General features: G+C 71.7%; 17 protein-coding genes. 10 read left to right on the top strand and 7 right to left on the bottom strand.

The window, feature by feature from the left end:
* Both PKA16_RS09940 and PKA16_RS09935 read right to left on the bottom strand, forming a co-directional pair.
* Window positions 1-1202: FAD-binding protein (locus PKA16_RS09940; protein WP_324402819.1), on the bottom strand; the 1202-nt coding region annotated here is incomplete at its 3' end.
* A gap of 45 nt (window positions 1203-1247) precedes the next feature.
* On the bottom strand, window positions 1248-1670 hold the full coding sequence (locus tag PKA16_RS09935) for a hotdog fold thioesterase (protein ID WP_324402817.1): 423 nt from the start codon (window positions 1668-1670) through the stop codon (window positions 1248-1250).
* Between the two features lie 93 nt (window positions 1671-1763).
* Here PKA16_RS09935 and aroE point away from each other — a divergent pair, with 93 nt between their 5' ends.
* From aroE to PKA16_RS09905, 6 genes are all read left to right on the top strand, one after another.
* On the top strand, window positions 1764-2603 hold the full coding sequence (aroE, locus tag PKA16_RS09930) for a shikimate dehydrogenase (RefSeq protein WP_324402815.1): 840 nt from the start codon (window positions 1764-1766) through the stop codon (window positions 2601-2603).
* A 14-nt stretch (window positions 2604-2617) separates the two neighbouring features.
* On the top strand, window positions 2618-3079 hold the full coding sequence (aroQ, locus tag PKA16_RS09925) for a type II 3-dehydroquinate dehydratase (protein ID WP_324402814.1): 462 nt from the start codon (window positions 2618-2620) through the stop codon (window positions 3077-3079).
* Between the two features lie 33 nt (window positions 3080-3112).
* On the top strand, window positions 3113-3688 hold the full coding sequence (locus PKA16_RS09920) for a cob(I)yrinic acid a,c-diamide adenosyltransferase (RefSeq protein WP_324402812.1): 576 nt from the start codon (window positions 3113-3115) through the stop codon (window positions 3686-3688).
* 90 nt (window positions 3689-3778) lie between these two features.
* Window positions 3779-4738 (top strand): TAXI family TRAP transporter solute-binding subunit, encoded by a 960-nt coding sequence (locus tag PKA16_RS09915; protein WP_324402810.1) that lies wholly within the window; start codon window positions 3779-3781, stop codon window positions 4736-4738.
* A gap of 104 nt (window positions 4739-4842) precedes the next feature.
* A complete protein-coding gene (locus PKA16_RS09910; RefSeq protein WP_324402808.1) occupies window positions 4843-6930 on the top strand; it encodes a TRAP transporter permease in 2088 nt (695 codons plus the stop codon).
* 3 nt (window positions 6931-6933) lie between these two features.
* Window positions 6934-7389: a DUF1850 domain-containing protein gene (locus tag PKA16_RS09905; protein ID WP_324402806.1), complete on the top strand. Its 456-nt coding sequence runs from the start codon at window positions 6934-6936 to the stop codon at window positions 7387-7389.
* Between the two features lie 17 nt (window positions 7390-7406).
* On the opposite strand, the gene PKA16_RS09900 is transcribed toward PKA16_RS09905, so the two are convergent.
* Together PKA16_RS09900 and PKA16_RS09895 are read right to left on the bottom strand one after the other, a co-directional pair.
* Complete coding sequence (locus tag PKA16_RS09900; RefSeq protein ID WP_324402804.1) at window positions 7407-8768, bottom strand: ATP-binding protein; 1362 nt, start codon at window positions 8766-8768, stop codon at window positions 7407-7409.
* Window positions 8761-9435, bottom strand: coding sequence for a response regulator transcription factor (locus PKA16_RS09895; protein ID WP_324402802.1), 675 nt, complete (start codon window positions 9433-9435; stop codon window positions 8761-8763). The genes PKA16_RS09900 and PKA16_RS09895 overlap by 8 nt, the downstream gene beginning before the upstream one ends.
* Window positions 9436-9582: 147 nt before the next feature.
* On the opposite strand from PKA16_RS09895, the gene PKA16_RS09890 reads away from it, so the two are divergent.
* The 3 genes from PKA16_RS09890 to PKA16_RS09880 all read left to right on the top strand — a co-directional run bounded on the left by PKA16_RS09890 (window position 9583) and on the right by PKA16_RS09880 (window position 12666).
* Window positions 9583-10284: a phosphatase PAP2 family protein gene (locus PKA16_RS09890; protein ID WP_324402800.1), complete on the top strand. Its 702-nt coding sequence runs from the start codon at window positions 9583-9585 to the stop codon at window positions 10282-10284.
* A gap of 47 nt (window positions 10285-10331) precedes the next feature.
* A complete protein-coding gene (locus tag PKA16_RS09885; protein ID WP_324402798.1) occupies window positions 10332-12056 on the top strand; it encodes a sulfatase-like hydrolase/transferase in 1725 nt (574 codons plus the stop codon).
* 64 nt (window positions 12057-12120) lie between these two features.
* Window positions 12121-12666: a phosphatase PAP2 family protein gene (locus PKA16_RS09880; RefSeq protein WP_324402797.1), complete on the top strand. Its 546-nt coding sequence runs from the start codon at window positions 12121-12123 to the stop codon at window positions 12664-12666.
* Window positions 12667-12687: 21 nt separating this feature from the next.
* On the opposite strand, the gene PKA16_RS09875 is transcribed toward PKA16_RS09880, so the two are convergent.
* Both PKA16_RS09875 and cadR read right to left on the bottom strand, forming a co-directional pair.
* Window positions 12688-13989, bottom strand: a complete 1302-nt coding sequence (locus tag PKA16_RS09875) for a solute carrier family 23 protein (protein ID WP_324402795.1) — start codon at window positions 13987-13989, stop codon at window positions 12688-12690.
* A gap of 104 nt (window positions 13990-14093) precedes the next feature.
* Window positions 14094-14543, bottom strand: a complete 450-nt coding sequence (cadR, locus tag PKA16_RS09870) for a Cd(II)/Pb(II)-responsive transcriptional regulator (protein WP_324402793.1) — start codon at window positions 14541-14543, stop codon at window positions 14094-14096.
* Window positions 14544-14597: 54 nt separating this feature from the next.
* On the opposite strand from cadR, the gene PKA16_RS09865 reads away from it, so the two are divergent.
* A complete protein-coding gene (locus PKA16_RS09865) occupies window positions 14598-16772 on the top strand; it encodes a cation-translocating P-type ATPase (protein ID WP_324402791.1) in 2175 nt (724 codons plus the stop codon).
* A 143-nt stretch (window positions 16773-16915) separates the two neighbouring features.
* On the opposite strand, the gene PKA16_RS09860 is transcribed toward PKA16_RS09865, so the two are convergent.
* Window positions 16916-18082: a phosphotransferase gene (locus PKA16_RS09860; protein WP_324402789.1), complete on the bottom strand. Its 1167-nt coding sequence runs from the start codon at window positions 18080-18082 to the stop codon at window positions 16916-16918.
* Window positions 18083-18095: the final 13 nt, after the last annotated feature.

The raw sequence follows: 18095 nt of genomic DNA, 5'->3' as shown, positions 1-18095 counted from the left end.
GGGTCGATCAGGTAGCCCATGTGGAAGTTGCCGTCGCCCACGTGGCCGACCAGGAAGTAGGGGATGCCGCTGGCGTCGGCCTCGTCGACGCTGGCCAGCAGCGCGTCGGCCAGGCGCGAGATCGGCACGCAGACGTCGGTCGTGATGCAGCGGCAGCCGGGACGGCTCTGCACGCCGGCAAAGTAGGCGTTGTGGCGCGCGGTCCACAGGCGCGTGCGCTCCTCGGGCGTGTCGGCCCATTCGAAATCGGCGCCGCCGTGTTCGCCGGCGATCGCCTGCACCGCCTCGGTCTGCTCCTTCACGCCGGCGGGCGAGCCGTGGAATTCCATCAGCAGCATCGGCGCCTCGCGCAGGTCGAGCTTGCTGTACTGGTTGACGACCTGCACCGTGCGGGCATCCAGCAGTTCGACACGGGCGATCGGCACGCCAAGCTGGATCACCTGGATCACCGTGTCGACGGCGTCGGCGATGCTCGGGAACGAGCACACCGCAGCCGCCACCGCCTCGGGCAGCGGGTGGATGCGCAGCGTGATCTCGGTGATCACGCCGAGCGTGCCCTCGCTGCCGACGAACAGGCGCGTCAGGTCGTAGCCGGCACTGCTCTTCTTGGCGCGCGTGCCGGTGCGGATCACCTCGCCGCTGGCCAGCACCACCTCCAGCGCCAGCACGTTCTCGCGCATGGTGCCGTAGCGCACGGCGTTGGTGCCGCTGGCGCGCGTGGCGCTCATGCCGCCCAGGGTGGCGTTGGCGCCCGGGTCGATCGGGAAGAACAGGCCCTGGTGGCGCAGCTCGGTGTTGAGCTGCTCGCGCGTGACGCCGGGCTGCACGGTCGCAGTCATGTCGTCGGCGCTGACGGCGAGGATGCGGTTCATGCGCGTGAGGTCCAGGCTGATGCCGCCCTGCACCGCCAGCAGATGCCCTTCCAGCGAGGAACCGATGCCGTAGGGGATCACCGGCACCTGGTGCGCCGCGCACAGCTTGACGAGGTCGCTCACGTCCTGCGTGCTGGCGGCGAACACCACGCCCGCCGGCGGCGGCACCGTGGTGAAGGCCGATTCGTCGCGCCCGTGCTGCTCGCGCACCGCCAGCGCATCGGAAAACGCGTCGCCAAAGCGCTGGCGCAGCGCCTCGACCAGGACAGGAGGCACCGGGCGCGGCTGGATCTCGGGTGCCACGTGGGCGGCTTGCACGGGGGCGTTCATGGTGGTCTCCAGGGATTCGCGGGACAGTTTAAGCCGCAGTCCGGTTCATCGTGGCGCGAGCACCGCCATGGTGATGCGCGAGACGCAGCTCAGCCGTCCGGCAGCGTCGTGCATCTCGATCGCCCAGACCTGGGTCGTGCGCCCCAGATGCACCGGCCGTGCGGTGCCCGTGACCCAGCCTTCGGTGACGCCGCGAATGTGGTTGGCATTGATCTCCAGACCGACCACGCGCGCGTCCTCGGGACAGCAGCAGGCGGCGCCGGTGGAGCCGAGCGTCTCGGCCAGCACCACGCTGACGCCGCCATGCAGCAGCCCGTAGGGCTGGCGCGTGCGCGGATCCACCGGCACGCGCGCACGAATGAAGTCGTCGCCAACCTCCAGGAATTCGATGCCCAGATGGGACACGGCGGTGTCCTTGCTCATCTCGGTGAGGGCGTCGACCGAGATGGGGCGTTGCCAGATTCGCATGGGTGTTCCTTTCCTTGTCGTGCGAGCCCGCAAGACTACCGCAGCTGCGTCGGGGGTCGCGCCAGCACGTCGGCGGGCGGCTACCATTGCCGCATGCCCGACCGCTACGCCGTCATCGGCCATCCCATCGGCCACAGCCAGTCGCCCCTCATCCATGGCCTGTTCGCGCGTGCCCTGGGTCACGACATGGTCTACGAGGCCATCGACGGCGGGCCGGACGAGGCCAGCTTCCGGCAGGCGCTGGCGCGCTTCCGCGCCGCCGGCGGGCGCGGGCTGAACGTCACCCTGCCGTTCAAGCAGGCGGCGCTGGCGGTGGCCGACGAGGCCAGCGACGAGGCGCGGCGGGCGGGCGCCGCCAATACGCTGGGCTTCGAGGGCGGCCGCGTCGCCGCGCACAACACCGACGGCATCGGCCTGGTGCGCGACCTCGAGGCCAACCTGGACCAGCCGCTCGCCGGGCGCTCGATCCTGCTGCTGGGTGCGGGCGGCGCCACGCGCGGCGTGCTGCTGCCGCTGGCGCGCGCCGGCGCGGCACGCATCGTGATTGCCAACCGCGGCGCCGACAAGGCGCAGGCGCTGGCGGCCGAACTGGCGCCGCATGCCGGCCGCTGCGCGCTCGCCGGTGGCGGCTATGCCGCGCTGGCGCGGGAAGCCGCCTTCGACCTCGTCATCAACGCGACCTCGGCCAGCCTGGCCGGCGCCGCGCCGGCGGTGCCGGCGTCCAGCTTTGGCGCCGGCACGCTGGCCTACGACATGATGTACGGGCGAGGCTTGACGCCCTTCCTGCGGCTGGCGCAACAGGCCGGCTGCACGCGCCTGGCCGACGGCGTCGGCATGCTGGTCGAGCAGGCCGCTGAATCCTTCGCGTGGTGGCGCGGCGTGCGCCCCGACACGCGTGCGGCGCTGGACTGGCTGGCCGTGCCGCTGACCTGATCCACAATGCCGCCATGAAGCTCCTCGTCCTGCACGGTGTCAACCTGAACATGTTCGGCCAGCGCGATCCGGCGCACTACGGCAGCGCGACGCTGGCCGACATCGACCGCGCGTTGCTGCAGCTCGGCGACGAGTTGGGCGTGACGGTGGAGTGCTTCCAGACCAACCATGAGGGCGCGCTGTGCGAGCGCATCCATCAGGCGCACCACGATCGCGTCGACGGCGTGCTGATCAACGCCGGCGCCTGGACGCACACCAGCATCGCCATCCGCGACGCGCTGGCGATCCTGGGCTGCCCGATCGTCGAGGTGCACATGTCCAACATCCACGCGCGCGAGGCGTTCCGCCACCGCTCCTATATCGCCGACGTCGCCCGTGGGCAGATCTGCGGCTTTGGTGTCGACTCCTACCTTCTGGGCCTGCGCGCGCTGGCGCGCCAGGCCGGGCCGGCACGGGCCGCATCGGCCAGCGCATGAATCGCAAGACCCCAAGACAGGAGAAAGCCAAGCATGGGAAAACGTCTCAGCCAGATCGCCACGCGCACCGGTGACGATGGCACCACGGGCCTGGGCAACAACACGCGCGTGTCCAAGGCGAGCGGGCGGCCGCACGCGATGGGCGATGTCGACGAACTGAACAGCCACATCGGGCTGCTGCTCACCGAGACGCTGCCGCAGGACGTGCGCACCCTGCTCACCGACATCCAGCAGCAGCTCTTCAACCTGGGCGGCGAGATCTCGATCCCCGGCTTCGAGCTGCTCAAGGACGATGCGCTGGCGCACGTGGACGAGGCCCTCAAGCACTACAACGCCAAGCTGCCGCGGCTCGAGGAATTCATCCTGCCGGGAGGCACGCGCGCCGGCGCGCAGGCACACGTGTGCCGCACCGTGGCGCGGCGCGCCGAGCGCAGTGTGGTGGCGCTGGGCGAGCAGGAGGACCTGCGACCGGCACCGCGGCGCTACCTGAACCGCCTGTCCGACCTCATGTTCGTGCTGGCCCGCGTGCTCAATCGCGGCGAAGGGCAGGAGCCGGGCGAGGTCTACTGGGCGAGCGAGAAGCTCGGGCGCGGCGCCGCCGGGGACTGAGCGCCGCGCGCTGGGTGAATCCCGAATGGCGCAACCCGGGGCGTCACGGTTAGCATGGCCTTCTTTGTCGAGTTTCCGGAGGAATACCCCATGCGATTGAAGATCAAGCTCGCCGCCGGCCTGACGGCCGGCCTGCTGGCCCTGGGCGGCGCCGCGCTGGCGCAGAAGGCACAGTTCATCAACGTCCTGACGGGCGGCCAGAGCGGGGTCTACTACCCGGTGGGCGTGGCCTTGTCGCAGCTGTTCGGCAAGGCACTGCCGGACGTGCGCAGCACGGCCCAGGTGACCAAGGCCTCGGCCGAGAACCTGAACCTGCTGCAGGCCGGGCGCGGCGAGGTCGCCTTCGCCCTGGGCGATGCCGTGGCCGACGCCTGGGCCGGCGATGCCGAGGCCGGCTTCAAGGAGCCGCTCACCCACCTGCGCGGCTTCTCGGCCACCTACAACAACTACATCCAGATCGTCGCCAGCGAGGAATCGGGCATCAAGACCCTGGCCGACCTCAAGGGCAAGCGCCTGTCGGTGGGCGCCGCCAAGTCGGGCACCGAGCTGAACGCGCGCGCCATCCTGAAGGCCGGCGGCCTGAGCTACACCGACCTCGGCAAGGTGGAATACCTGCCGTTCGGCGAGTCCGTCGAGCTGATGAAGAACCGCCAGCTCGATGCGACGCTGCAGTCGGCCGGCCTGGGCGTGGCCTCGATCCGCGACCTCGCCAGCTCGGTGAAGATCGTCGTCGTGCCGGTGCCCAAGGACGTGGTGGCCAAGGTCGGCAGCGCGGCCTACCTGCCCGCCATCATCCCGGCGGGCACCTACACCGGCCAGACGGCCGACGTGGAGACAGCGGCGATTCCGAACTTCCTGATCACCCAATCGAAGGTGCCGGACGACCTGGCCTACGCCATGGTGAAGGCGATGTACGAGAACATCGACACCCTGTATGCGGCGCACAACGCGGCCAAGGCGATCAAGCTGGAGAATGCCGTGACCGGCATGCCGGTGCCGCTGCATCCCGGCGTGGAGCGCTACTACCGCGAGAAGGGCGTGATCAAGTGAGGCCTGCCGGGCCGGGGTCTCGCGTCCAGGCTGGCGCAGCGCGCGCTGCGCGCCGTGCGGCCCGGGCGCCAGCCCGCACTTCCTGAGCCCGCACGGAGCCCGGCATGAGCCCGTCCACCGCCCCGATCCCCGTTGAAGCCACCGTGGCGCCCTCGCAGCCGGAGGAGGAGCTGCTGATGCCGCGGCACGACCAGCTTGACTGGCGCAACGCCGTGTTCTGGGTGGCGCTGGCCTTTTCCAGCTTCCAGGTCATCACCGCCGCCTTCAGTCCGCTCTCGAGCCAGGTGGTGCGCGCGGTGCACGTGGGCTTCGTGCTGCTGATGATCTTCCTGCTCTACCCCGGCTTCACGCCGCGTGGGAAGGGCTACAAGCCGCTGGCCTGGCTGCTCGGCATCGCCGGCTTTGCCACCGGCATCTACCAGTGGGTGTTCGAGGCCGACCTCACGCACCGCGCGGGCGAGCTGACCGACGCCGACTGGGTCGCCGGCATCGTGCTGCTGGTGCTGGTGTTCGAGGCGGCGCGGCGCATGATGGGCTGGGCGCTGCCGATCATCTGCGCGGTGTTCCTGGCCTACGGCCTGTGGGGCGACCTGCTGCCGGCGGCCCTGCAGCACCGCGGCTACGGCGCCGACCAGATCGTAAGCGCGCTTTCCTTCGGCACCGAGGGCATCTACGGCACGCCGACCTACGTGTCGTCGAGCTACATCTTCCTGTTCATCCTGTTCGGCTCCTTTCTCGAGCAGGCCGGGATGATCCAGCTGTTCACCGACTTCGCCATGGGCACGGTGGGCCACACGCGCGGCGGTCCGGCCAAGGTGTCGGTGATCAGCTCCGGCCTCATGGGCACCATCAACGGCTCGGGCGTGGCCAACGTGGTCACCACCGGGCAGTTCACGATCCCGCTCATGAAGCGCTTCGGCTACAGCCCGGCCTTTGCCGGCGGGGTCGAGGCCACGTCCAGCATGGGTGGCCAGATCATGCCGCCGGTGATGGGGGCGGTGGCCTTCATCATGGCCGAGACGCTGAACATCCCCTACGTCGAGGTCTGCATCGCCGCCAGCATCCCGGCCATGCTGTATTTCGCCACCGCGTTCTGGGTCGTGCACCTGGAAGCCGGGCGCAAGAACCTGCTGGGCCTGCCCAAGGAGGAATGCCCGAACCCCTGGACCGCGGTGAAGCGCCAGTGGTATCTGCTGATCCCGCTGATCGGCCTCGTGGTGCTGCTGTTCTCGGGCTACACGCCACTGTTTTCCGGCACCGTCGGCCTGGGCCTGACGGCGATCCTGATCTTCGGCGCCGCCTGCATGCAGGGCGTGCGTGGCATGCCGCTGCGCGTGCTGTTCTGGCTGCTGCTGGCGCTGGCGACGGCGGGCTTCTACGAGTTCGGCGTCGGCACCTTCTTCGTGCTGGTCGCGCTGCTGGTGGCCCTGACCTACGCGCTGCGCACCGGACGGGACACGCGCAAGCTGGCGGTGCAGGCCATGGTCGACGGCGCGCACCACGCGCTGTCGGTGGCGATCGCCTGCGCCCTGGTCGGCGTCATCATCGGCATCATCAACCTGACCGGCGTGGCGGCCGAGCTGGGCGGCTACGTGATCGCGCTGGGCCGCAACAACCTGCTGCTGGCGCTGGTGCTGACCATGCTGAGCTGTCTGGTGCTGGGCATGGGCATCCCGACCATCCCCAACTACATCATCACCAGTTCGCTGGCGGCGCCGATCCTGCTCGAGCTGGGCGTGCCGCTGATCATCTCGCACATGTTCGTGTTCTATTTCGGCATCATGGCCGACCTCACGCCGCCGGTGGCGCTGGCCGCCTTCGCGGCGGCGCCGATCGCGCGCGAGCGGCCGCTGAAGATCGGCGTGAACGCCATGCGCATCGCCGTGGCCGGCTTCATCATGCCCTACATGGCGGTGTATTCGCCGGCGCTGATGCTGCAGGGCGGCGACTGGTGGGCCACGGTCTACGTGGTGCTCAAGGCGGTGCTGGCGATCGGTCTGTGGGGCGCGGCGACGATCGGCTTCGTGGCCTCGCCACTGTCCTGGGTCGAGCGTCTGTACGCCTTTGCCGCCGCCTGCCTGCTGGTGGTGGCCGCGCCCTGGACCGACGAGATCGGCTTCCTGGCCTGCGCCGCCTTCGTGCTCTGGCACCTGTGGCGCACGCGGCGCGTGCGCGCGGCGGTGCCGGCCTGAGCCGTGGCCGGCGCGGCGCTGCTCGGCGCCTGCCTGGCGCTGGCCGCCAGCCTGCCGCCGGACGCCACGATCGAGCTGCCGGCCGCGGGCGACGCGGGCGTGCGCTTCGTGGCCGCGTCGCGCTTCACCCTGGCCTGGACGCATTCGATCGAGAAGACGCGCTGGGAAGAGGACTACCGCGTGCGGCGCGATGCTGCGGGCCGGCCGGGCCTGCAACTCGAGCGGGCGCGCATTCGCGGCAGCGGTGCCGGGATGGAACCGCCAGCGGATGCCGTGCTGCGTGACGGCTGGTACGAATACCGGCCCGCCGAGCGGCACGCCGGCGTGCTGCGTCTCACGCGTTCCATCTATACCGCCGATTACGACTGGTGCGTGGCCGAGGTCTGCGTGCCGCTCGGCCACCTGCTGCCTTCGGATGGCGGGGTGACGCTGCTGTGGCCGTGCGAGACGGCGTCCTGAACCGGCTGCTGCCGGAATCAGGACAGCACGATGCGCGCCTCGAAGCCGTGGCTGTGGCCCGGTGGCGGCGAGGCCAGCTCCAGGCGCGCGCCGTGCTGGCGCGCGATGGTGGCGACGATCGACAGGCCGAGGCCATAGCCGGCGACGTCGCCCGCGTGGCGCATGTGGCGCTGGCGCAGGGTCTGCAGCAGGTCCGGCGCGATGCCGGGGCCCTCGTCGCGCACGGCCAGGGTGGCCGGTGGCCGCAGCTCGATCAGCACGCGCGCCGGCGCGGCGTGGCGCAGGGCGTTTTCCACCAGGTTGCGCAGGGCGATCGCCAGCGCGTCGAGGTCGCCGGCCACGGGCGCCAGCGGCGGCTCGGGCAGGCGCAGATCGAGCCGGGCCGCCACGGCCTCGTCCTGCCAGAACTCCTCGGCCACGGTGGCGGCCAGCCGCGCCAGGTCGATCGGCTGGCGCAGCAGGGCGGCGCCGGATTCGGCACGCGAGAGCTGCAGCAGCTTCTCGCTGCGGTGCGCCAGCGCCTGCAGTGCCACCAGCGCCGCCTCCACCTCGGCGCGTTCCAGGCCGTGGTCGAGCGCGGTCTGCAGGCGCAGGCGCGCCGCGGTGAGCGGCGTGCGCAGCTCGTGCGCGGCGTTGGCGGCGAGCGCGCGCTCCACGTCCAGTGCGTGCGCCAGGCGTTCGAGCAGGCGGTTCACGTCATCGGCCACCGAGGCGAGTTCCCGCGGCGCACCGGGCAGCGCGATCGGGCTCAGGTCGGCGCCACCGCGCTGCGCGATCGCGTCCGCGAGCTGGGCCAGGCCGCGCAGCTCGCGCCGGGCGATCTGGCGCAACCCCAGGCCGAGCAGTGGCAGCACAGCGACCAGTGGCACCAGCAGGCCGATCAGGGTGCGGTTGACGGCGCTGCGCCGTTCGCCCAGCGGGTCGGCGACCTGCAGGTACAGCGCGCGCGTCGGGTGGCGCACGGTATAGATGCGCCAGTCGCGCAGGTCCTGGAAGCCGGGCGCCAGCGGCACGTCGAACATGGCGTCGGTGGCGCCGGCCGAGCGCAGCAGCACGCGCGTGTCGCCGTCCACCAGCTGGTAGATCAGCTCGTCCTCCTGGAACAGCGCCGGGCGTGCCAGCCGCGGGGCGTCGGACTGGCGGGGCTCCGCGGTGGCGTCGACCTGGGTCAGCGCGATGTCGAACATGCGGTGCGCCGCCTCGACCAGCTCGTTGTCGAAGTTGTAGCGGATCTCGCGATCGACATACCAGGCCACGGCCAGCACGCCAGCCAGCCAGACGGCGCCGGTCCACAGCACCAGGGTGCGCGTCAGGCGCCCGGCCAGCGAACCGGCGACGCGACGCGCCGGGCCGTGCGCGGCGGCCTGCGCCTCAGGCATCGTCCGCATCCGCGGCGCAGAGCCGGTAGCCCAGGCCGCGCAGGGTCTGGATGTGGGTGCGCCCCAGCTTGCGCCGCAGCCGACTGATGAAGACCTCGAGCGTGTTGCTGTCGGCTTCGGCGTCGAAGCCGTAGAGTGCGTCCTGCAGCGCCTCGCGCGTGTGGATGCGATCGGGTCGGCTGGCCAGCACGCGCAGCAGCGCCCACTCCTTGGGCGTGAGCTCGACCGGCCGGCCGGCGCGGCGCACCCGGTCCTGGCCGAGGTCGATCTCCAGCGTTCCCAGGCGCAGCAGCGTCGAGGCCGTGCCGCTGCGCCGACGCTCGACCGCGCGCAGGCGCGCCAGCAGCTCCGCCGGGTCGTAGGGTTTGACCAGGTAGTCGTCGGCGCCCGCGTCGAGGCCGCGGATGCGGTCGCTGACCTGGTCGCGTGCCGTCAGGACGATGACGATCGGGCGCTCGCGCAGCGCGCGCAGCTCGGGCAGCAGCGCCAGGCCGTCGCCGTCGCCCAAGTGGAGGTCGAGCAGCACCGCCGCGTACTGCGCCGCGGCCAGCGCCGCACGCGCCGCCGCCAGGCTGGGCGCGGCGTCCACCACGAACGACTTGGCGCGCAGGTAGGCGCACACCGCCTCGGACAGCGTGACGTCGTCTTCAACCAGCAGGATGCGCATGGGCCGGGCCTTGGCAGCAGATGGGCGTGAGTCTACGGCCAGCCGAGCGGCGGCACGTTCCGTCTCGTTCAGCCGGCATTCAGGCAGCGGGGGTAGGCTGCGCGACCTTGCACCCGATGCGCGACCTGCACGCCGCGCGGATTCAGCATGCCTGCCACCGATTCCCGCCCGCTCGCGATCACGGCGCTGGCTTTGCTGCTGTTGCTGGCCTGGGATGCGAGCGGTGGGGACCTGTGGCTGGCACGGCTGGCGGGGGGCGCCACCGGATTCCCCTGGCGCGAGGATTTCTGGCTCACCGAGGTGCTGCATCGGGGCGGCAAGGCGCTCGGCTGGGCCGTCTGGTTCGGCCTGCTGCTGCAGCTGCGCTGGCCGCGTGGCGTGCTGCGGCGGCTCACGCCGGGCGAGCGCTGGCAGCTGGTGCTGAGCGCGCTCGCGGGGGTGGCGGCGGTGGCCCTGCTCAAGCACTTCAGCCAGACCAGCTGCCCCTGGGATCTGGCCGGGTTCGGCGGCCGGGCGACCCACATCTCGCACTGGCTGTGGGGGATGCGCGATGGCGGGCCCGGTCACTGCTTTCCGGCGGGCCACGCCTCGGTCGGCTTTGCCTTCGTCGGCGGCTGGTTCGCCCTGCGGCGGCACGCGCCGCGAGCGGCCGCGGCGTGGCTGGCGGCGGCGCTGCTGACGGGCCTGGTGCTGGGCATCAGCCAGCAGCTGCGCGGCGCGCACTTCTTCAGCCACACGCTGTGGAGCGCCTGGGTCTGCTGGCTCGCGGGCTGGGCCTGCGACCTGGCGCGGCGCGCGCTGATCCGCACGCGGCAGATGCCGATAGATACAAAGCTGAACACTCCCTGAACCCGGCGTTCAGCCATGCTTCAGCCGGCGCCCGCACAGTCGCGGCGATGTCCGAACTCGCGTCTTCCCCCGTCCTGTCATCCGCCCGCAGGACGTGGCTCCCGGCGGGCGCGGCCGCGGCCTGGGACTGGCTGGGACGACCGCGCACGACACGCTTCGTGGTCTGCGTGCTGGCGCTCTACCTGCTGCTGGCCACCAACTGGCCGCTGTGGGCGGCGCTGGCGCGCATCGGTCGTGCGCCCAGCCTGTACCTGCCGCTGGTGCTGGGCATGGGCTGGCTGTTGCTGGCCGGCACAGTGGCGCTGCTCGCGCTCACCGCCTGGTCGCGCTGGATGAAGCCGCTGTGGATGGCGCTTGTGCTGCTGGCGGCGCTGGTGCAGTACTACATGGCGAGCTACCGCACCATCATGGATCCATCCATGGTCGCCAACGTGCTGCACACCGACAGCGTGGAGGTGCGCGAACTGCTCAGCGGGCGCATGCTGCTGGCGGTGCTGGGCGTGGCCGCGCCGGCGCTCGCGTGGCTCTGGCGCGTGCCGATCGTGCGCGAGCGCGCGTGGTCCCGCCTGTGGCGCAACGCCGTGCTGCTGCTGCTCGCCGCTGGCGCGGCCGCGGCCTGCGTCGCCACCATGTCGCGCACCCTGGCGCCCCTCATGCGCAACCACACCGAGCTGCGTTACATGATGAACCCGCTGGCCAGCCTGTGGTCGGCGGGCGTGGTCGCGCTGCGGCCGGCGCTGGCGCGCGGCGCTGTGCTCGAGCCGATCAGCGCGGGCGCCGCGCTGGGGCCGAGCTACGCGTTGCAGGCGCGGCCTCCGCTGCTGGTGCTGGTGGTGGGCGAAACCGCGCGCGCCGATCACTTCGGCCTGAACGGCTACGCGCGCGACACCACGCCCGAGCTGGCGGCGCGCGGCGCCATCAGCTGGCGCCAGGTGCAGTCCTGTGGCACCAGCACGCTGGCCTCGTTGCCCTGCATGTTCTCGCCCTGGGGACGGGTGGAATTCGAGCGCCGGCGCACGCCCTCCGAGAACCTGCTGGACGTGCTGCAGGCGGCCGGCCTGGCGGTGCTCTGGCTGGACAACCAGTCGGGCGGCTGCAAGGGCGTGTGCGACCGCGTGGCACACGCGCAGGTGAACGACGCGCGCGCGCACCCCGGCCTGTGCCGCGGCAGCGAGTGCCTGGACGACGTGCTGCTGCAGGGGCTGGACGAGCAGTTGGCGGCGCTGCCGCCCGAACGCGTCGCACGCGGCGTGGTGCTGGTGCTGCACCAGATGGGCAGCCACGGGCCGGCGTACTTCAAGCGCTCGCCCGAAGCCGCCAAGCGCTTCCTGCCGGAATGCCGCACCAACACGCTGTCGGACTGCAGTCACAGCGAACTGATCAATGCCTACGACAACTCGATCGCCTACACCGATCACATCCTCGGGCGCACCATCGACTGGCTGCGGGCGCAGTCCGGGCGCTTCGACACCGGGTTGCTCTACGTCGGCGACCACGGCGAGTCGCTGGGCGAATACGGGCTCTACCTGCATGGCATGCCGTTCCGGCTTGCGCCCGATGTCCAGAAGCACGTGCCACTGGTGGCCTGGCTGGATGGGGGCCTGGGCCGGCGGGCCGGCCTGGCGGATGCCTGCCTGCGCGCCGGCATCGACACCCCGCTCACGCACGACAACCTCTACCCGACGGTGCTGGGGCTGCTGGACGTGCGCAGCCCGACCGATCGACCGGCACTGGACGCCTGGGCCGGGTGCCGACGCCCGATCGCCGGATGACGGCGCGCTGGCCGCCATGACTGCCTGATCCGCGGCGCCACCGCCCGCCGACTGCGAGAACCCGATGCTGGCTGCCGATCGCACCTTGTTCCTGCTCGTGAACGCCGGGTTCGACACGCCCACCTGGGTGATCGGGGCGGCGCGCCTGCTTTCCGCCGGCGTGCCGATCGCCGTGCCCGCCGCCCTGCTGCTGGTCGCCGTGCTGCGGCCGCGTCGGCGCGCGCCGCTGCTGGTGGCGCTGCTGGCCACGACGCTGTGCTGGTGCGCGGTGGTGGTCCTGCGCGATCTGTTGCCGATGCCGCGACCGGCCGCCTACGGCCTGGGCATCCAGTGGCTGCCGCATGGCGTGCGCGCGGGCTTTCCGAGCCTGCACACGGCCGCCGCCTTCGCCTTCGCCGGCACGCTGGCCTGGCTGCGCTGGCAGCCGCTGGCGAGCGGCCTGTTGCTGCTGGCACTGGGCGTGGGCTGGAGCCGCGTGCTGCTGGGCCTGCACTTCCCCAGCGATGTGCTGGGCGGGGCCCTGCTGGGCCTTGCCGTGGCCGGGGCAACCGTGGCGGTGGGCTCACACGTGCGCGGCGGGCGCACCGACGGACGCCGCCGGCACGCCTGAACCGCGCGCCGGGGCCGACGTTCAGGCGCGCGCGCCGACCGGCTGACGGCGCAGCAGCGCGGCCAGCAACACGGCGCCAAAGGTGGCGGTGCCGATGCCGCCCAGCGCGAAGCTGCCAAACTTCAGGGTGAAGTCGCCGGTGCCCAGGATCAGCGTCAGCGCGGCGATCAGCAGGTTGGCCGGGTCGGAGAAATCGACCCGGTTGTCCACCCAGATGCGCGCGCCGGCAATCGCGATCAGGCCGAACACGACGATCGATACGCCACCCATCACGGGCAGGGGGATCGCCTGGATCAGGGCGCCGAACTTGGGCGAGAAGCCCAGCCCGAGCGCCACCAGGGCGGCGATGATGAAGACGGCGGTGGAGTAGATGCGCGTGGCCGCCATCACGCCGATGTTCTCGGCATAGGTGGTGACGCCGGTGCCGCCGCTGCTGCCCGAGACCATGGTGGCGATGCCGTCGCCGATGAAGGCGCGGCCCAGCCAGGGGTCGAGGTTGCGGCCGGTCATGGCGCTCACGGCCTTGACGTGGCCCAGGTTCTCGGCCACCAGGATCAGCGCGACCGGCACCATCATCAGGATCGCGCCGCTTTCGAACACCGGCGCCTGGAACTTCGGCCAGCCGAACCACGCGGCGGTGCCGATGCCCGAGAAGTCCATGGGCTTGCCCAGACCGAGGCCATTGGCCAGCGCCAGGTAGATCAGCGTCGCGATGGCCAGCCCGACCAGGATCAGCAGGCGCTGCACCATGCCGCGCGTGAACACCGCGACCAGTGCCACGCACAGGAAGGTGACGGCCTGCATCCAGCTGTCGAAGCTGCTGGCGGCCATGTTCTTGATCGGAACGCCCGCCAGGTTCAGGCCGATCACCGCCACCACCGCGCCCGTGACCACGGGCGGCATCAGGCGTTCGATCCAGCCGGTACCGACGAGGTGCACGACCACGCCGATGGCCGCATAGACGGCGCCGCACGCCACGATGGCGCCGAGCGCCAGCGGGATGTTGGGGTTCAGGCCCTGGCCGGCGTAGCCGGTGACGGCGATCACCACGCCGATGAAGGCGAACGACGAGCCCAGGTAGCTTGGCACGCGACCGCCGGTGACGAGATAGAAGATGAGCGTGCCGATGCCGCTCATGAAGATCGCCAGGTTCGGGTCGAATCCCATCAGGATCGGCGCCAGCACGGTCGATCCGAACATCGCCACCACGTGCTGGATGCCCATCGCCGTGGTCTGCGGCCAGGGCAGGCGCTCGTCCGGGGCGATGACGCCGCCGCCCGCCAGGGCCGCCACGGGTCGTTCCTGCCAATGCAACAGGCGCATGTCCTCACTCCTTGTCTTGTTCTTGCGGGGATCGCGGGATGTCGGCGGCACCGGCATGTGCCGTTGCGCCACCGCGGCGCGCATGTTAGCCGAGTCGTGCGCGGTCAGTGGCGGCCGTGCGCGCCGCCGACGTGCTGCAGCGCCGCGGCGCCGCCGGCCACCTCGGCCTGGCTCAGGCCCACCAGGATGCCGCAGTGCGCGGTGTCGCTGGCCTGCTGGCACTGGGCGCGCAGCGCCCTGAGCTGGCGCTCCAGCGCGCGCAGTTCGCGGATGCGGGTGGCGATGTGCTCGATGTGTTCGTCCACCAGCGCGTCCACCGCGCCGCAGTCGGCGCCGGGCTGGTCGCGCCAGCGTAGCAGGGTGCGGATCTCCTGCAGCGACATGTCGAGCCCGCGCGCCTGGCGGATGAAGGCGAGGCGCTCCAGGTGCTCGGGGCCGTAGACGCGGTAGTTGTTGTCGCCGCGCGCCGGCTCGGGCAGCAGTCCCTCGCGCTCGTAGTAGCGGATGGTGTCGGCGGGCGTGCCGGTCTCGCGCGCCAGTTGGCTGATCTTCATCCCGCCATGATAGTCGCTTGACTCTGGAGTTGCTCCAGGGTTTCCAATGCCGACATGCACACCGCAAGGACCATCGAACAAGCGGTCTACCGCATCCCCAACATGGATTGCGCGGCCGAGGAAGCCGAGATTCGCCAGGCGCTTGGCGACGTCGCCGGGTTGCGCGGGCTGCGCTTTCGCCTGGGCGCGCGCGAACTGCAGGTCGACGCGCTGCCCGGCAGCCTGCCGGAGGTCGAGGCGCGCCTGCGCCAGGCCGGCTTCGCGCCGCGCGGCGCGGCGGCGCACGGCGCCGACCAGCCGCATGACCACGATCACGATCACGCTCATGCCCAGGCGGGCTGGCGCGCGCGCGCCGGCGCGCTGCTGCTCGCGCCCGGCCTGGCACGCCTCGTGCTGGCGCTGCTGCTGGCACTGGCGGCCGAACTGATCCATGCCTTCGCGCCAGCGGCCTGGGTGCCCGCCGGCATGGCGCTGGCGGCGCTGGCCGTGCTGCTGTCGGGCCTGGCCACCTACTGGAAGGGCCTGCGGTCGTTGCGCCGCCTGCGCCTGAACATCAGTGCGCTGATGGCGGTGGCGGTGACTGGCGCCTTCCTGATCGGCCAGTGGCCCGAGGCCTCGATGGTGATGGCCCTGTACGCGCTGTCCGAGTTCCTGGAGGCGCGCGCCGTCGATCGCGCGCGCGGCGCCATCGGCGACCTGTTGCGCATGGCGCCGGACGCGGTCGAGCTGCTGGATGCCGACGGCCAGTGGCGGGTGGTGGCGGCGACCGAGGTGCAGCCGGGCGCCCGCGTGCGCGTCAAGCCCGGTGCGCGGCTCGCGCTGGACGGCGTGGTGACGGCCGGGGCCAGTGCGCTGGACGAGTCCCCGGTCACGGGCGAGAGCCTGCCGGTGGACAAGGGCGTGGGCGACACGGTGTACGCCGGCACGCTGAACCAGACCGGCGTGCTGGAGCTGCGCGTGACGGCGGCAGCGCGAGACACCCAGCTGGCGCGCATCATCCACGCGGTCGAGCAGGCCCAGGCCACGCGCGCGCCGACGCAGGCCTTCATCGACCGCTTTGCCGGCACCTACACGCCCGTGGTGTTCATGCTGGCGCTGGCGGTGGCGCTGCTCGGCCCCGCTTTGCTGGGCTGGCCCTGGCACGGTGCGCTCTACAAGGCGCTGGTGCTGCTGGTGATCGCCTGTCCCTGCGCGCTGGTGATCGCCACGCCGGTGACCCTGGTGAGCGCGCTGGCGCGCGCCGCGCGGCGCGGCCTGGTGATCAAGGGCGGCCTGCACCTGGAGCAGGCACGGCGCGTGCGCGCCATCGCCTTCGACAAGACCGGCACCTTGACCGAGGGCCGGCCGGCGCTGGTGGCGCGCCAGGCGTTGACCGCCGACCTGCCGGCCGACTGGCCACGCTGGGCCGCGACGCTGGCCGGCGCCTCCGACCATCCGGTCTCGCGCGCCATCGCCCAGGGCCTGGCGGCCGAGGGCGTGCGGCCGCTGCCCTTCGACGGCTTCGTCGACCAGCCCGGCCACGGTGTCGAGGCGGTGGTGGCCGGCCGCCATCTGCGGCTGATCGGCTGGCGCGCCGCGCAGGCGCTGGGCCTGGAGAGCGCCGAACTGGCGGCGAAGCTCGCGCCGCACCAGGCCGAGGGGCGCAGCCTGTCGCTGCTGGTCGAGGGAGCGCGCGTGCTGGCCCTGCTGGCGGTGGCCGACACCGTCAAGCCGCACGCGCAGGCGGCCCTGGCCGAGCTCAGGGCGTTGGGCGTCCGCACCGTCATGCTCTCGGGCGACAGCCAGGCCGCGGCGCAGGCGGTCGGCCAGGCCGTGGGGGTGGATGTGGCCCAGGGCGAGTTGCTGCCGCAGGACAAGCTGGAGCGCATCGCCGCGCTGCGCGCGCGCCACGGCTTCACCGCCATGGTGGGAGACGGCATCAACGACGCGCCGGCGCTGGCCAGCGCCGACCTCGGCGTCGCCATGGGCGGCGCCGGCACCGACATCGCGATGGAGGCCGCCGACGTCGTGGTGATGAACGACGACCTGCGCCGCCTGCCGGAGCTGCTGCGCCTGTCGGGCCGCGTGCACGGCGTGCTGTGGCAGAACATCGTGCTCGCGCTGGGCATCAAGGTCGCGATCCTGGTGCTGGCGCTGGCCGGCTTGGCGACCATGTGGATGGCGGTGTTCGCCGACGTCGGCGCCAGCCTGATCGTGGTCGCCAACGGGCTGCGCCTGCTGCGGCGCTGAGGCCCGACGCCGACCTGAACATCCATGTGCAGAGGACGCCAAGATTTCGCAGAAGACGCAGAAGACTCATTCCAGCGATTCCTGTCTTCCTTTGCGTCCTCTGCGTAAGCCCTGCGCTCTCTGCGTATGGATGTCCAATTCCTTCAAACCCGCCCGAAGGCCCAGCCGCTTTCCGCCTGCGTGCCCTCGATCTCGTCCAGCAGGCGCAGCAGCGGCGCCAGCTCGCGGTAGCGCCCCGCCGTGTGGCGGATGTAGGCGATGAAGCGCGGCGCATCGGCCAGGTACTTCGGCTTGCCGTCGCGCAGGGTCAGGCGCGCGAAGATGCCGGCCACCTTGAGGTGGCGCTGCAGCCCCATCCATTCGACCGCTCGCCAGAAGCTGCCGAAGTCGGCGTGCCAGTCCTCGAAGTCGAGCAGGCCGAGCTTCTTCGCACGCTCCCAGTAGCGCACCGTGATGTCGAGCACGAATTCCTCGTCCCAGGACAGGAAGGCGTCGCGCATCAGGCTGGCGATGTCGTAGCTGACAGGGCCGTGGACGGCGTCCTGGAAGTCGAGCACCCCGAGCACCGCAGCATCACGGACCCGCCCGTCGCCGGGTCGCCCCAGGGCGGGCGGAGCCCCCTCGGGTGGCAGCGCACCCTGCGCAGCAGGGGAGCGCGGGGGCACCATCAGATTTCGTGGCATGAAGTCCCGGTGCACGTAGACCATCGGCGCCGCCAGGTTGCGCGCCACGATCAGGTCGAAGCTGCGCGCCAGCGTGTCGCGCTGCACGTCGCTCAGCGCGCGCTGGCGGTGCCGCGCCACGTACCAGTCCGGGAACAGCTGCAGCTCGCGCCGCAACAGGGCCTCGTCATAGGGCGGCAGCACACCCGGATGGCTGGCCTGCTGCCAGGCCAGCAAGGCGTCCACGGCCTGCAGGTAGAGCGCGCGGTTAGCGTCCGGCCGCGCACGGTCGATCACGTCCATCATGGTGTGCGTGCCCAGGTCGCTCATCAGGATGAAGCCGTGCGTGCGCTCCCAGTCCAGGATCCGCGGCACCCGCAGGCCGGCGGCCTGCATCAGGCCGGCCACCTGCACGAAGGGGGCGCAGTCTTCCTGCGCTGGCGGCGCGTCCATGATGATGCGGCTCGCGCCGGCGTCGGCGTCGATACGGAAGTAGCGCCGGAAACTGGCGTCGGCCGAGGCCGGGCGCAGGCTGTCCCGGCGCAGACCGTGCGCGCCGGCCAGGGGCGCGAGCCAGGCTTCGAATGCCGCGGCGCGGCGCGGGTCTTCCCAGGGGATGGGCGCGGGATGGGCCAGTGGTTCGCTCATGGATAATTGATTC

It is taken from the genome of Ottowia sp., assembly GCF_035325765.1.
Lineage (GTDB): Bacteria > Pseudomonadota > Gammaproteobacteria > Burkholderiales > Burkholderiaceae_C > Ottowia.
This window is presented reverse-complemented; position numbering and strand designations above follow the sequence as displayed.